This window comes from Aphanizomenon flos-aquae FACHB-1287 (genome assembly GCF_014698755.1).
Lineage (GTDB): Bacteria > Cyanobacteriota > Cyanobacteriia > Cyanobacteriales > Nostocaceae > Dolichospermum > Dolichospermum flosaquae.
The window spans coordinates 1-14,521 of the sequence record NZ_JACJTO010000032.1; the positions used below are offsets into that span (position 1 = coordinate 1).

A 14,521-nucleotide genomic window follows, 5' to 3' on the forward strand; every position below is an offset into this window, starting at 1 on the left:
GTTGTAATTGCAATGGTCTTTGAGTTATTTCTTCATAGGTTTCCTTGGCAATTTCTTGTGCTAAAACTGCACTTTTATCCGCAGGAGTAACAATCAGTTTTAACAACTTCAGATATCACTTTTAGATGATACATAAATACCATCAATTTGAAGGACTTTTCCATCAACTCCACTATGAATTTGTCCTAAATTTCCTTGATACTTAAAACCTAAATCCGTCAAAATCTTGTGCATATCATCGAATAATAATTGATTTTCATATAAAATTTCTAACGATAACTCAACTATTAAAATATCTGCTTTTTTAATTGTTTCTAAACCACCTGAAATAACTTTATCTTCAAATCCTTGAACATCCATTTTGATTAAAATGGGTTTTTCTAAAATCATCTGATTGGCAACTTCGTCTAAACGACAAATATCAATTTCTTGTATTGATCCTCCTTTTGAAAATGGAAAAGCTTCTTCATGTAACTGCTTCATAGGCAGTAAAGATGAAGATTGAGAAAAATTACTGCGATTAATATTGATTTTGCCTGAAGAATCTCCTAGTGCTATATTAAATGACTGAAATTTATCAATACTTGAACTATTAGCTACTAACTTCTCATGACAATCAGGTAACGGTTCAAACGAATAAATCATTGCTTTTGGCAGGATTTGATTTATATATTTTGCAAATTGCCCTTCATTAGCACCAATATCAATTACTGTTTTAATTCCATAATTTTCCAGCCATAATGTTTTTTGCCTTTCTGCTCTAATAACATATTCACTTTTAGATAATTCATATCCCATCAAACGTAAGGATCTCAAAATTAAAGACTTTATAAAATTTACGGGTTTCATTTGTTTAAAATTCACGCTAGGTATAAAAATCTCAAACATATTTTATATGTTTACTTTAATTAAAGTATTAGTCTTTACTTTAACTAGGACTGGAATGCAAGATGTATCCTTTCTAAAGGGATTTCTATAGAACCTCGTCCCCAAGATTGAGGAAGCACACAGCTTGCACCATTTATTGGAGAACGAACTATTTCTAAATATAGAGCGTTATCAATACGATCAAGATATTCAAGCATTGGTAAAGCCAAATCTAAACCTATATAGTAAGACCCAATAGCAAGTTGATTAATAGGAAAAGAGAAAGAAACAGAAGTTAACCCTTCTTTTAATTCAATTATTTGACTAGGATGATACACTCCTAAATTACCAAAGCCTACTGGTATACCCATAGAATCATAAAGTCTCATTTCTATGGAAACCTCACAGACTTTTTTGCTGTAAATACCAACATTGATTTCGACTTTTTCAGATTCAATCATACTGTTATGAACAATCTTTCCGTATGTTAATGTTGGGTTGCCATTTTCCTGATTTGGGCGAACAAATGAGTCTGATACATGGGTATCTTCTAAGTAAGCCTGCACAACTATGGCAGTATTTTTGTCTAGAGCAATACTACCTGACTGAAGAAGAATACATCGTGAGCATAGCGATTGAATTGTACTCATATTATGACTAACAAATATAACCGTTCTTCCTTCCTTCCCCACATCCTCCATTTTCCCCAAACACTTCTTCTGAAACGCTGCATCCCCCACCGCCAAAACCTCATCCACAATCAAAATCTCCGGCTCTAAATGCGCCGCCACCGCAAACGCCAACCGCACATACATCCCCGAAGAATACCGCTTTACGGGCGTATCCAAAAACTTCTCCACCTTCGCAAAAGCGACAATCTCATCAAACTTCCGTTTAATTTCCTCCTTACCCATTCCCAAAATTGCCCCATTGAGAAATATATTTTCTCTCCCCGTCAATTCTGGATGAAACCCAGTTCCCACCTCCAATAAACTCGCAACCCTACCCTTAATTTTAATACTCCCTTTTGTCGGTTCTGTAATACGGCTTAAAATCTTCAATAGTGTTGATTTTCCCGCCCCATTGCGCCCAATAATCCCAACTCTGTCACCTTGTTTAATATCAAAAGATACATCCTTTAAAGCCCAAAATTCCTCAAAAGCAGGATTTTCATTCTTAGCTTGAGGATTTAGTAAACTACCAATAGATTTAACTTTATTAGTAATTACATCCCGCAAAGAAGTATAGCGTTCCTGCTGTTGATGTCCAATAATATATTTTTTACCTAGATTTTCAACGCGAATAACTGTATCAGACATAGTTTATTAGTAATATTCTTTTTATAATGGCAACCATTCAGGATTGAGAATTTCTGTTAAAGAATAAGGGCAATTTTCGGGGAAGATTGCCGGAGATAATTCAGATTTACGAATTGCATTATTTCTAGCTTTAATGTAAATCTTATCTAGGATTTTTGCACAATGATTATAAAGAACTTTAGACTCCAATAATAAATCTAATTCAGACCTAAAATTATCAATTTCTTCAATCCATCCTTTAGCACAATAGGATTTCTCAGTTTCCCAATATTGATAAAGAAGTAAGTGTTTAATAAGTTGTCTCAAATAACTTTCTACTTTACGCCTTTGTTCGTTTCCCAATGCAGTAATTTCCTCAATCAAATGTTCCCAGTCAATATTTTCTAAATCCCGATTTTGTAGTTGGTTAAGGGTAATATCTAACCATTCAGGATAATCTTGTTCATAAATCTCATAATTTGCTTGTGTAGGTTGCATTTTACTTACTCAGCTACAGTTTAAATATTGATATTTGGTTGACAGAAATCTCTAGAAATTAATTCCCTGTTCTGCTAGTAACTAGCTTAATTTAGATAATTCCACTGATTTGTTTTAGATTCAACTCTAACTCTGACTTAATTAGACTCACAAATACACTAATAATTTTTTCTGGTTGATTTATATAATACTCATCTAAATCAACTACCACTAGATTACCAGTTAATTGTAAGAATACCCATTGATTACCATTCGTAACACAACCATAAATATTTTCAACATTATTTCCCTCTGATTGATTTAATTGAGCAGCAGCAATCATTTCTGCAATACATTGAGCGAATCCTTGTTTCAGATTATCATTTTTTGCCTCCACCAAAGCAATCACAGGAGATGTTACATATAACTGTTGAGATGATAGACCAATTAAGAAATCGCAAAATCCATTTAAACCTTGCTCAATATTAACATTAAAATCAATTCCTGAGAATAAACTAATTTTATTATCTAATAATCTTCTGACTTCAATTAAAACAGGCGCAATAATCATTTCTGATTTGGCTTTCTCTGTACTAATTGCTTGCGCTAAGGGAATATTATTTTGTAAGTATTTGATAAAAAAAGCATCAACTGTCAACTGGTCGAAAGCAGTGAAAACATTTGTTCTTTCTTCAATATTAATGCCAAATATTTTAGTGATTCTGTCTAAAGTAAAGTCACTATAAGCCATTTTTTATAACCTTAATAGCTCTCTCAAAATCATCTGTAGTGTTACACAAGAACTCAGGATTTAATATTTCTTGTATATCATAAGGACAAATTTCTGAAAACGTACTTAATACTAAACCTGTTTCTGCCGATACTTCTCTTCTCGCATTTCGATAAGCTTTGGGTAAAATATCAGGAATATATTGTTTTAAACTTGGTTTTTCATTGAGTAAATCCTGTAAATTATCTCTCTGGTTAGCAATAGTGGTAAACCAACCAATAGAACGTTTAGAAGATTGATATTGCCATTTTAGTAAATGAGTTAATAAAATTATTAACCGATTTTTTAACTCATTTTTTTCACTAATGCCCATACTATCTAACTCTTCTGCCAAATTCTCCCAATCTAAAGCTGTGATATCTCGACTGGCTAAGGCTAATTTTTGTTGAGTTAACCAATCCATGAAATCTGTTTCGTAGAGAGGTGATTTAGGCATAAAATTAGTAATAATGACTTTCAGACTGGACAATTTTTCAACTCTATTGATCATTAGGTAAGCTGATACCTTGTGCCAATAACAATTGTCGTAATTTAGCTACTTCTAATTCAGCTGAATCTGCCCGTTGCTTTTCTTGTTCTGCCCGTTGCTTTTCTTGTTCTGCCCGTTGTTTTTCTCGTTCTTCTGGTGTAGGCAACCAGTTATTATCTCGATCATACCAACGTAACCATTGTCTAGTTAGTCCTTGATATTCTCCCTCCCATAATCCTAAACCTAACTCAGCTTCTTCCAGCCATACCCCTAATCCATTCATAGAGAGCGGTTGATAACGGTTCATTACCAAGCCAAAACAGTGAAACTCATCAGTATAACGGTTATAGACAAAATAATAGGGGATTCTGAGAATTTGCTCATATACTATCCATTTATTGGGAGGTTGATTAACTTCCCGCAAACTTCTCCCCAAATCTTCCGCTTCTGTACCCGGTGATATCAACTCTACTACAACAAAAGGATTAGTTCCCTCCTGCCAAGAAACGTAACTCAACCGCAGTTCTTTTTCTTCATAGAAACGGGATACTCCTAATACCCCAAACCAATCTGGTCGTTTATACCATTGTGTATGCTTGCTGTCATAATATAAATTCAAGTCACTACCTGTAAATACATTATCTTCTGTATAAGAAGGCGGACGAAAGGTGCTACGCAATAATTCTGGTTGTAAAAGGTGAAATTCGTCTGGCAACCCTGGCTCCTCTGGATCTTCGCTAGGTAAATCATACATCGTTGGCAGTGTTTGTTGAGGAGGTAATGGCTCATAGCTAGGTTTGCTATACACATCACTTTGATACATTGTTAATTATCTCCTGTATTTAATCGCTAAATTAGTAATGATTACCTTCGTACCGAACAATTTTTCAACTCTATTGATCATTAGGTAAGCTGATACCTTGTGCCAATAACAATTGTCGTAATTTAGCTACTTCTAATTCAGCAGAATCTGCCCGTTGTTTTTCTCGTTCTTCTGGTGTAGGCAACCAGTTATTATCTCGATCATACCAACGTAACCATTGTCTAGTTAGTCCTTGATATTCTCCCTCCCATAATCCTAAACCTAACTCAGCTTCTTCGAGCCATACCCCTAATCCATTCATAGAGAGCGGTTGATAACGGTTCATTACCAAGCCAAAACAGTGAAACTCATCAGTATAACGGTTATAGACAAAATAATAGGGGATTCTGAGAATTTGCTCATATACTATCCATTTATTGGGAGGTTGATTAACTTCCCGCAAACTTCTCCCCAAATCTTCCGCTTCTGTACCCGGTGATATCAACTCTACTACAACAAAAGGATTAGTTCCCTCCTGCCAAGAAACGTAACTCAACCGCAGTTCTTTTTCTTCATAGAAACGGGATACTCCTAATACCCCAAACCAATCTGGTCGTTTATACCATTGTGTATGCTTGCTGTCATAATATAAATTCAAGTCACTACCTGTAAATACATTATCTTCTGTATAAGAAGGCGGACGAAAGGTGCTACGCAATAATTCTGGTTGTAAAAGATGAAATTCGTCTGGCAACCCTGGCTCCTCTGGATCTTCGCTAGGTAAATCATACATCGTTGGCAAGGTTTCTTTTGGGGAGACGGGAGGATTAGTTTGATACATTTTTATCTCCTTTACTTGAAATTCCGATAGCGTAGCGATAGCCATAATTACTAATCGCCCAGAATTTTTTTAAGTCTAACAAACTAAATCACATCTGCAAATGTCCGTTCCATCTTGCGGAAATACCAAATTCCACTTACTAATAATAAAAACACTAATCCCATGGAGAGCAGAAAACCGGGTAAATATAACTGGGAATTCCCACCCAAAATTGCCCACCGAAAACCGTCAATCACTCCCACCATTGGATTTAAGGAGTAGAGAAACCGCCACTTTTCAGGAACAATAGTGCTACTAAATCCTACGGGTGAGATATATAAACCAAACTGCACTATAAATGGCACAATAAACCGGAAATCTCGATATTGCACATTCAAAGAAGCTAACCATAAACCCGCACCTATTGAAGCAGCAAAAGCGACACCGATAAATAAGGGCAACGTTAAAATTCGCCAAGTGGGGATAAAGTTATACCAAGCCATTAAAGCTAACAAAATTATCCCAGAAATCATAAAGTCTACGAAGCTGACTACTACCGCGCTAGTGGGTACTACTAATCTAGGAAAATAGACTTTTGATAATAAATTGGCATTGCTAATTAAACTATTGCTACACTCTGAAAGGGAATTGGAAAAGAATTGCCAAGGCAACATGGCGGAAAATACGAGAATGGGATAGGGCGCACCTTCAGAAGGTAATTTTGCTAATTGCCCAAATACAACTGTAAATACTACCATTGTTAAAAAAGGACGAATTAGCGCCCAAACAATACCAATGGCTGTTTGTTTATATCTAACTAAAATATCTCGCCAAGCTAGGAAGTAAAATAGTTCTCTATATCGCCATAAATCTTGCCAGTATTGCTTTTCTGTCCGCCCTGCTTCAATTATCAATTCTGAAGGAGAAGTGGTTTCTTTCATGATTTTGACTTAGCTAACCTCGCATTTACAATCATTCTCACGATATCCTGCATTTTATATTTATGTTTCTGTTGATAAGTTAGATTTATTTTGATTATGGCAACCATTCAGGGTTGAGAATTTCTGTTAAAGAATAAGGACAAGTTTCAGGGAAGATTTCTGGAGATAGTTCAGATTTACGAATGGCATTATTTCTAGCTTTGATGTAAATTTTATCTATAATTTTTTGACAATAATTATAAAGAACTTTAGATTCTAATAATAAATCTAATTCCAGCCTAAAGTTATCAATTTCTTTTTCCCAACCCCTCCCTGACCAATCTTTTTCTAATTTCCAATAATTATACAATAGAAGATGAATTAAAAGTCTTAGTAAATAACTTTCTACCTTTCGCCTTTGTTCGTTTCCCAAGGCAGTGATTTCCTCAATTAAATGTTCCCAGTCAATATTTTCCAAATCCCGATTTTGCAGTTGGCTAAGGGTAATATCCAACCACTCAGGATAATCTTGTTCATAAACCTCGTAATTTGCTTGTGTAGGTGGCATTTTACTTACTCAATTACAGTTCTTCGTTAGTCCACGCAGGTTGACTTTGCTTGTGTAGTAGCGAATTTTAGTCACCCAAAACTTTGAAAACATCCTTTGACCATTTTAGCAAAAGTTCCCGATTAGATTAGATTTCTTTGATTCTAACCTCGCTTTTACCATCATTTTCACCACCTCCTGCATTTTATACTTAGCTTCCCATCCTAATTGGATTTTTGCTTTATTGGGATTACCTTTACCTATAGCTAAATCTGTAGGTCTAAACAGGCTACTATCAACAACTACATGATCATGCCAATCTAAATTTACAGATGTAAATGCTGCTGCTACAAAATCTTCTAATGAACTACTTTCTCCCGTGGCAATTACATAATCATCAGGCTGTGCTTGCTGCAACATCAAATACATGGCTTCCACATATTCCTGAGCCCAACCCCAGTCCCGCTGAATTGACATATTACCTAAATATAATTTTTCCTGACTACCCTGTGCAATACGACAGGCAGTAGCCACAATTTTTTGTGTGACAAATCTTTCTGGACGCAGGGGAGATTCATGATTAAATAAAACACCGGAACAGGCAAATAAACCGTAAGCTTCTCGGTAATTAGCCACTTCCCAAAAAGCGGTGGCTTTAGCTACAGCATAAGGACTTCTAGGACGAAAGGGAGTTGTTTCTTCGGCCGCTATATTGCCGGTATCACCAAAGCATTCACTAGAACCTGCATTGTAAAATTTAATGGGCGCGCCCAAAAAGCGAATGGCTTCTAATAAGTTAAGTGTCCCTGTCGCTATACTTTCTAAAGTTTCTACTGGTTGTCCAAAAGATAAACCTACAGAAGTTTGTCCTGCTAAATTATAAATTTCATCTGGTTGGATTTTTGTGAGTACCTGTAAGACACTACGGAAGTCAGTCAAGGACATGGACTCCAGTTTTACTTGATCTTTAATACCTAAGTAAACTAAATTCTGGAAAGGTGAAATTTGGGCATCTCTAGAAGTTCCACAGACTGTATAGCCTCGCTCAAGAAGTAATTGTGCCAAATAAGCTCCATCTTGTCCAGATACTCCACAAATGAGGGCTTTTTTCATATCAATTCATTATTGAGAAGTCTTTAACACTATTACCACCAGGTGTCCGGGATTGCCTATAGGTAAATTCCCCGACTGATGGGTTACGATCAGGATGAATCACTCCTGTTGCTTGTTGCCAAAGTTCAGCAGGGGCAACAGATAAATCATATTTAGATCCCTGTTTACGCAAATGATACCATGTTGTTTCTTGGCACTCTTCGCACCAAAAAGCCTCTAACCACTCACCCTGTAAAGAAACTGTGGTTTTAGCTGCTACTAAAAGCATCGCTTCCCTTCTGGGAATACCTCGCGCTTGTAGTTGTCCAGGTTGTTCGGCAAATAGTCCGTATTTCTGGCTAACACTATCTATATAACAGTTATGTATAGGACAATGGATAGCTCTCCTTTGAGAACGTTTCCGATTTCGATCACACCTTTTCTGCACTTTGGCCTCCTGATCAGTAAACAATAGATCATTGTAAGGTTGCTTGGGAGGGACTGAGATCAATAAGACCATCAAAGCCCAACTCCTAATTTAATGTCGTCTGAGGTATTAAATTTTGTTAACTTGGTTGTATTAAATTTCCTCACCCTGTTTACATACTAATGCTGATTTTGGTCAACAGTTCAATTTATAGCTTGTTCTAGCGCCTTGATGTATTGTTTAGCTATAATTTCCAATGTAAAATGTGACTGTAAATATTGGCGGGAAGCATTGCCCATTTTTTCTGCCAGTTGGCGATCGCTTTTCAACTTGAGAATAAACATAGATAAACTGTTACTATCCCCATTGTCAACGCTGGCACCAAACCCACCATCTGCTACTAGCTGGCGCAAGTAGGAGTTTTTTGGGCAAATAGCTCCTATGGGTCTTCCCGCAGCTAAGGCTGGATAGAGTTTGCTGGGGGTAATTAGGCTTTCAAGACGTGCCTCTATACTAACCAATGACAAATCACAAGCCGTTAGGGAATACGGTAACACATTCTTATCTTGATAGGGAAGAAAGAGAAAGTTTTTTAGTCCTAAACGGTTGACATTTTCCATAAAACTTTCTCGTTTTGGTCCACCACCAATAAAAACAAATTGAATCGGTTCATTTTTCAATTGTTGAGCAGTTGCTAAAATCGTGTCCATATCATGACACCTACCCATATTCCCAGAATAAAGAACTGTAAATTTACTGTCTAAGTTATGTTCTTTAGCGAACCAATTATCTTTTTTGGCAATGGGTAAAATGAAATCCGGATCTCCCCAACTTTGAATTACGGATACCTTATCGGCTATCTGTGGGCAGATTTCTACTACTCTCTCCTTCATGGTAGGACTCAGAACAATTATACCCTTGGATTTTTGCCAAATTTTCCGGTTGATTGTCCACCAAAACTTGGCTAACCAGTGATTTTTATTAACTACTCCTAAAGCGATCGCAATATCTGGATAGATATCATACATTAGGCATACGTACGGAAATCCTAATAATAAATGACCGAGATATCCAGCTATTGATAAAAATGGCGGGGCTGAGGTTAATAAAACTACATCATTTCCTTTGACATTTTTAATAATGTGAAGAAACGACCTCAATGTAAATAAAATCCCATTTATAGCCTTACCACGAATCCTCCCGGACCAAACTTGGGTAGATCGAGATCTTTGAATGTTAATGTTGCCCAGTTGCTCTAATGCTGGAGCTTGATCATTAGTAAAAGCGTACCCTGGTTGTCCTGTGAATACTCTAATCTTAACACCTTGTTTTTTAATTGTTTGACTAGCTCTTCGATTAACTGTCCTGTAGCAGCATAGTCTGGCGGAAAAAACTCAGTAATTATGGACAATTCAGTTAACTTATGATACATACTCCTGTCAGTTTCCCATGACCCAATCTCCCTTGGTGAATAGGATTTTATAAATTCATGATTATTTTGCATTGTTTTTTTGGCATTATGCTGGGTTTTTTGCCTGTTATTATCTTCTAGAGGTGAATAACAATAACTTGAAATTTTTGGCGTTTCCTGACATTAATTTTTCTGTTATGATTTGACTCTCAACATTTACCCAGAAAACTTATATGGAATCAAAAGTAAATAATTGTTAAGTTACTTGATCACAAAAATCCTGGGTTTAATTTTTTAAAGATTGTACTCAGTAACCGTCGCCGTAAATTATCCAAGGCTGAATTTCCCCCCACATAACGAATTAAAGACCGTCCGCGAATTGTTCCCAAGTGATGTTCAAAACTGGTTACCTCATCTCCCGGTCCAGCTAATCCAATATAGACTAAACCTACTGGCTTGGTTTCTGTTCCCCCGGTTGGTCCGGCAATTCCTGTAATACTCAATCCCCAAGTGGTTGAGAGACGATTCTTGACACCAGCAGCCATTTGTTCTGCAACTGTTGCACTCACCGCGCCAAATTTCTCCAAATCCTCTGGGTTAACTCCTAATAATCCAATTTTTACAGAATTGTCGTAAGCAATTACTCCACCCCAAAAGTAATCAGAACTACCAGGAATTTCTGTTAACATTTGCCCTAGTCCTCCACCTGTGCAAGATTCCGCTATTGATAGGGTTTCTCCTGAAGATCTTAACAAATTACCGACCACGGAGGCTAAGGTATCATCATTAGCTCCATAATAATCTAAACCTGCAATTTCTATGAGTTGTTTTTCAATAGGTGTAATTAAAGCCTCTGCTGTGGTTGAGTCTGTAGCTTTAGCTGAAATTCGTAGTCTGACTTCTCCCTTACCTGCATAGGGGGCGACTGTGGGATTAGTTAAGTTAAAATAAGGGGCTACTTTTTCCGCTAAGGCTGATTCCCCAATTCCCCAAAATCTTAAACTGCGACTATAAATAATTTCTTTTCCCCAACCTTGACTTTTCAGAAAAGGTACGGCGGTTTGAGTCCACATTTGATACATTTCGCTGGGGACACCGGGGAAGGTGAAAATCGTTAACCCAGGACGAGGTTGCCAAATAATACCGGGGGCTGTTCCTGTGGGGTTGGGTAAAATTTCCGCACCTTGGGGTATTAAGGCTTGTTTGCGATTATTTGCAGACATTACTCGTCCCCGTTGGGCAAATTTTTCGGCGATATCTTCAATAATATCGGCTCTTTCTTTTAAAGGAACGCCAAAAAAATCAGCGATAGTTTCGCAGGTAAGATCATCGGGTGTTGGCCCTAAACCACCTGTAAAAATGAGAATTTGTACTCTGGAAGCAGCAATTTCAATAACTTCTTTTAGTCTCTCTGGATTATCCCCGACTACGGTTTGATAGTAGTGGGGAATGCCTAACTGTGCTAACTGTTGGGCAAGATATTGGGCATTGCTATTAAGAATATCTCCTAGTAGCATTTCTGTACCGACACAAATAATTTCCGCAGTCATGAGTATTACATGGGGGTTAGAACTGGGATTTGATACTAAAGCGTCCGAGATTTACGCTTAGTAGGTATTAAAAGTAAATGCGTTAATAATATAGCTAAGTTTTAGCGCTGATAACAAGTGATAATTGATAATTATCACTTATCACTTGTCAATTACCCATTAGTAAATTGAAGTCATCAGGCGCTACCTGTGAAGGCAACTTCTGGAAATTTCAATTGTGCTTCTGTCATGGGACGTTTTCTGCCTTCTTCTTGCCAGTAGTTAATCACTTCTGTGGCTTTGTTGAGCAACTCTACCCGATCCAAATCATTAATCCAGTGTTTGGATTCTAACTCTTTTTTTAGCTCTTCCCAGGCATCATTTCTAGGCCAGAAAAAGTATTTGGTTAGGGGGCTAGAACCTTTACCAACAACCTGATCTACTGCTAGGGCAACGTTTTCGTCTAACCAGAGAATTTTCAAAATGAATTTGGTCAATTACACCTCCGGGGAATATCCGGGTTTTACTTGCTTTGCGACCCCTCATTTTAACTTAATCTTTGACTAATTGACCAATGAGTAAAGAAATTTGCAAATCTTCTTTGTAAGCGGGAGTGAGGAGTTGAGAGGTCTGAGTTTTATTATATCCTCATGACTGTGGCGGTTGGTTGATCTGCTATATCATTAATTTTGTTGCATATCACGTCAGAGTTAGATGATCAAACTAATTGGTATTTTTCTGGGTCTATTACTGGTTTTTGGCTGGAATGCACCAGTTATGGCAGAGTCTCAACCTATTACCGCTCAAGAGTTGCAAGCAGGGGATGAATTAGCGACTAAGGCTTTTGCAGCTACGAATCAAGGTGATTTTGCGAGTGCGGAGGCTTACTGGACAGAAATTATTGAAAAATTCCCTACTAATGCCGGAGCATGGAGTAATCGGGGTAATTCCCGTGTCAGCCAGAATAAGTTACAGGCAGCATTGATAGATTATAACAAAGCCATAGAACTTGCTCCCAATGTAACAGATCCTTATTTAAATCGGGGAACGGCCTTAGAAGGTTTGGGAAGATGGGATGAGGCGATCGCTGATTATAATCATGTATTAGAATTAGATCCGCAGGATGCTATGGCCTATAATAATCGTGGTAATGCTAAGGCAGGTTTAGGGAAATGGCAAGCAGCGATTCTAGATTACCGAAAAGCCACGGAATTTACCCCAAATTTTGCTTTTGCTAGGGCTAATTATGCCCTGGCTTTATACGAAACTAATCAAAGGGATAAAGCTATCCGGGAAATGCGGAATATAGTCCGTAAATATCCCCAATTTGCTGATATGCGGGCGGCTTTAACGGCGGCTTATTGGGTGACAGGAAGTAAGGGAGAGGCGGAAAGTAATTGGGTAGCAGCTTATGGACTGGATAACCGTTATAAAGATATGAACTGGGTAATGAATATCCGTCGCTGGCCGCCGAGTATGGTGGCTGCTTTGGATAAATTTTTAAAGTTACAATAAGTTATCCAATTATCGGAGGTGACGTTACCTCGTTAACGCGCCTTTCAATTTCTACAAATTTAAACTGAAAACCATTTTCCTGCATTTTCTTTTCTTTTATGAATTTTCCAAAATCGGCAAATTCGGGGAAGTATATGTCTCCTACAAAATTACCTTCAATAATAGTTAAATAAAGTCGATCAGCAAATTTGATTGCTTCAGTGTAAATCTGTCCACCACCTGCGATAAATATTTCTTCTGTTTCACTCATTTTAGCCCATGCAATTGCTTCTGGTAATGAATGCAAAACTACACAACCAAAGGCTTGAAAACTGGGATCTCTGGTAAGAATAATAGTTGTACAATTGGGAAATGGTTTAGTTAAGGTAGAATAACTTTTGCGCCCGATAATTACCGGATGTCTCAGGATCTTTTGCCGATAATAAAGTTCATCACTGGGAATATTCCAGGGACTACCCGAATGAATATGTTTTCTTGTTGAGTCTGCTAAAATTCGATTTTCAGAAATGGCAGCAATGAGACTAATCAAAGGCATAATTTACCCCTATTTATTATTCTTCTACCCGATAACCTAGTTCTGCTAACCGCACCCGTGAATGTCGCCATTTGGGTTGAACTTTCACAAATAATTCTAGATAAACTTTCCCAGTAATTAGCTTTTGAATTTGTTGTCTAGCTTGACTACCAATTGATTTGAGCATTGTTCCTCCTTTACCAATAAGAATCCCTTTTTGAGAATCTCTTTCAACATGGATAGTGGCGAGAACACGGGTGATTTTTGGGCTTTCTTCGACTAAATCAATGGCGATCGCTACGGAGTGAGGCACTTCTTGACGGGTTAATAATAATATTTGTTCTCGAATCAATTCACCCATGATAAACCGTTCTGGCTGGTCTGTTACTAAATCTGGTGGATAGTAAAATGGACCTGGTTCAATGTGACTAATTAATAAGTCCTGAAGTTGTAATAATTCCGCGCCGGTTTTAGCGGAAAATTTGACATTTTGCCATTGATAGTTATTAGCTAGTTGAATGTAACTATCATCTATTTTTTGAGCGTCTTCTGGTTGTTGATCAATTTTGTTAACCCCTAAAATTACGGGTGTTTGACTATTAATTAGTAATTCTGCAACATAGCGATCGCCTGGACCACAAGCAACAGTACCATCAACAACAAATAATATCACATCTACCGATTCAATGGCAATTTTCGCATTTTTTACCAGCACTTCCCCTAATTGATGATGGGGTTTATGAATACCTGGTGTATCTACAAAAATTAACTGGGCTGTTTCTGTAGTTAAAATCCCCTTTAAGCGATTGCGAGTAGTTTGGGATACGGGGGAAGTAATGGCTATTTTTTGGCCAACTAATTCATTCATTAAAGTGGATTTACCGACATTAGGACGGCCGATAATACCGATAAAACCTGATTTAAATCCCGTAGGTGCTTGAGGAATCATTGCCCCACCGAAATCAGTAAAAATATTATGATCAATATTAGAGACTTGTGATTCTACTTGCATTGTTTACAGTTATAATTAAGATATTATTTGG

Annotated in this window: 16 protein-coding genes and 1 pseudogene; 1 reads left to right on the forward strand and 16 read right to left on the reverse strand. The window is 37.3% G+C overall.

What is annotated here, in order from left to right; genetic code table 11:
- Positions 1–108: 108 nt before the first annotated feature.
- The 14 genes and pseudogenes from H6G44_RS14725 to H6G44_RS14790 all read right to left on the reverse strand — a co-directional run bounded on the left by H6G44_RS14725 (position 109) and on the right by H6G44_RS14790 (position 11,946).
- Positions 109–888: an FkbM family methyltransferase gene (locus tag H6G44_RS14725; RefSeq protein ID WP_190387257.1), complete on the reverse strand. Its 780-nt coding sequence runs from the start codon at positions 886–888 to the stop codon at positions 109–111.
- Positions 889–932: 44 nt separating this feature from the next.
- Positions 933–2,186 carry an ABC transporter ATP-binding protein gene (locus H6G44_RS14730; protein WP_190387256.1) on the reverse strand — a complete coding sequence of 418 codons (1,254 nt, stop codon included), beginning with the start codon at positions 2,184–2,186 and terminating at the stop codon, positions 933–935.
- A 21-nt stretch (positions 2,187–2,207) separates the two neighbouring features.
- The gene (locus H6G44_RS14735; protein ID WP_190387255.1) at positions 2,208–2,663 is read right to left on the reverse strand and encodes a DUF29 domain-containing protein; all 456 of its coding nucleotides are present in this window, start codon (positions 2,661–2,663) and stop codon (positions 2,208–2,210) included.
- 91 nt (positions 2,664–2,754) lie between these two features.
- Complete coding sequence (locus tag H6G44_RS14740; RefSeq protein WP_190387254.1) at positions 2,755–3,393, reverse strand: hypothetical protein; 639 nt, start codon at positions 3,391–3,393, stop codon at positions 2,755–2,757.
- Positions 3,383–3,868, reverse strand: coding sequence for a DUF29 domain-containing protein (locus H6G44_RS14745; protein ID WP_190387260.1), 486 nt, complete (start codon positions 3,866–3,868; stop codon positions 3,383–3,385). The genes H6G44_RS14740 and H6G44_RS14745 overlap by 11 nt, the downstream gene beginning before the upstream one ends.
- A 43-nt stretch (positions 3,869–3,911) precedes the next feature.
- Positions 3,912–4,724: a Uma2 family endonuclease gene (locus H6G44_RS14750; RefSeq protein ID WP_190387253.1), complete on the reverse strand. Its 813-nt coding sequence runs from the start codon at positions 4,722–4,724 to the stop codon at positions 3,912–3,914.
- A gap of 70 nt (positions 4,725–4,794) precedes the next feature.
- Positions 4,795–5,544, reverse strand: coding sequence for a Uma2 family endonuclease (locus H6G44_RS14755; RefSeq protein ID WP_190387252.1), 750 nt, complete (start codon positions 5,542–5,544; stop codon positions 4,795–4,797).
- An 83-nt stretch (positions 5,545–5,627) separates the two neighbouring features.
- Positions 5,628–6,464, reverse strand: a complete 837-nt coding sequence (locus H6G44_RS14760; protein WP_190387251.1) for an ABC transporter permease — start codon at positions 6,462–6,464, stop codon at positions 5,628–5,630.
- Between the two features lie 94 nt (positions 6,465–6,558).
- On the reverse strand, positions 6,559–7,011 hold the full coding sequence (locus tag H6G44_RS14765) for a DUF29 domain-containing protein (RefSeq protein WP_190387250.1): 453 nt from the start codon (positions 7,009–7,011) through the stop codon (positions 6,559–6,561).
- A 105-nt stretch (positions 7,012–7,116) separates the two neighbouring features.
- A complete protein-coding gene (locus H6G44_RS14770) occupies positions 7,117–8,103 on the reverse strand; it encodes a GDP-mannose 4,6-dehydratase (RefSeq protein ID WP_190484370.1) in 987 nt (328 codons plus the stop codon).
- Between the two features lies 1 nt (position 8,104).
- The gene (locus tag H6G44_RS14775) at positions 8,105–8,530 is read right to left on the reverse strand and encodes a hypothetical protein (RefSeq protein ID WP_190387248.1); all 426 of its coding nucleotides are present in this window, start codon (positions 8,528–8,530) and stop codon (positions 8,105–8,107) included.
- A 182-nt stretch (positions 8,531–8,712) separates the two neighbouring features.
- A pseudogene (locus H6G44_RS14780) lies at positions 8,713–10,013 on the reverse strand (glycosyltransferase family 4 protein).
- Positions 10,014–10,189: 176 nt separating this feature from the next.
- On the reverse strand, positions 10,190–11,470 hold the full coding sequence (locus tag H6G44_RS14785; protein ID WP_190387247.1) for a competence/damage-inducible protein A: 1,281 nt from the start codon (positions 11,468–11,470) through the stop codon (positions 10,190–10,192).
- A 176-nt stretch (positions 11,471–11,646) separates the two neighbouring features.
- Entirely contained in the window at positions 11,647–11,946 is a 300-nt protein-coding gene (locus H6G44_RS14790) for a 30S ribosomal protein PSRP-3 (RefSeq protein ID WP_190387246.1), read from the reverse strand.
- Between the two features lie 217 nt (positions 11,947–12,163).
- Here H6G44_RS14790 and H6G44_RS14795 point away from each other — a divergent pair, with 217 nt between their 5' ends.
- Positions 12,164–12,964 carry a tetratricopeptide repeat protein gene (locus H6G44_RS14795; RefSeq protein WP_190387245.1) on the forward strand — a complete coding sequence of 267 codons (801 nt, stop codon included), beginning with the start codon at positions 12,164–12,166 and terminating at the stop codon, positions 12,962–12,964.
- Between the two features lies 1 nt (position 12,965).
- Here H6G44_RS14795 and H6G44_RS14800 read toward each other — a convergent pair whose 3' ends face one another.
- Both H6G44_RS14800 and era read right to left on the reverse strand, forming a co-directional pair.
- The gene (locus H6G44_RS14800; protein ID WP_190387244.1) at positions 12,966–13,499 is read right to left on the reverse strand and encodes a dihydrofolate reductase; all 534 of its coding nucleotides are present in this window, start codon (positions 13,497–13,499) and stop codon (positions 12,966–12,968) included.
- 16 nt (positions 13,500–13,515) lie between these two features.
- Positions 13,516–14,490: a GTPase Era gene (gene era / locus H6G44_RS14805; protein WP_190387243.1), complete on the reverse strand. Its 975-nt coding sequence runs from the start codon at positions 14,488–14,490 to the stop codon at positions 13,516–13,518.
- Positions 14,491–14,521 lie beyond the last annotated feature (31 nt).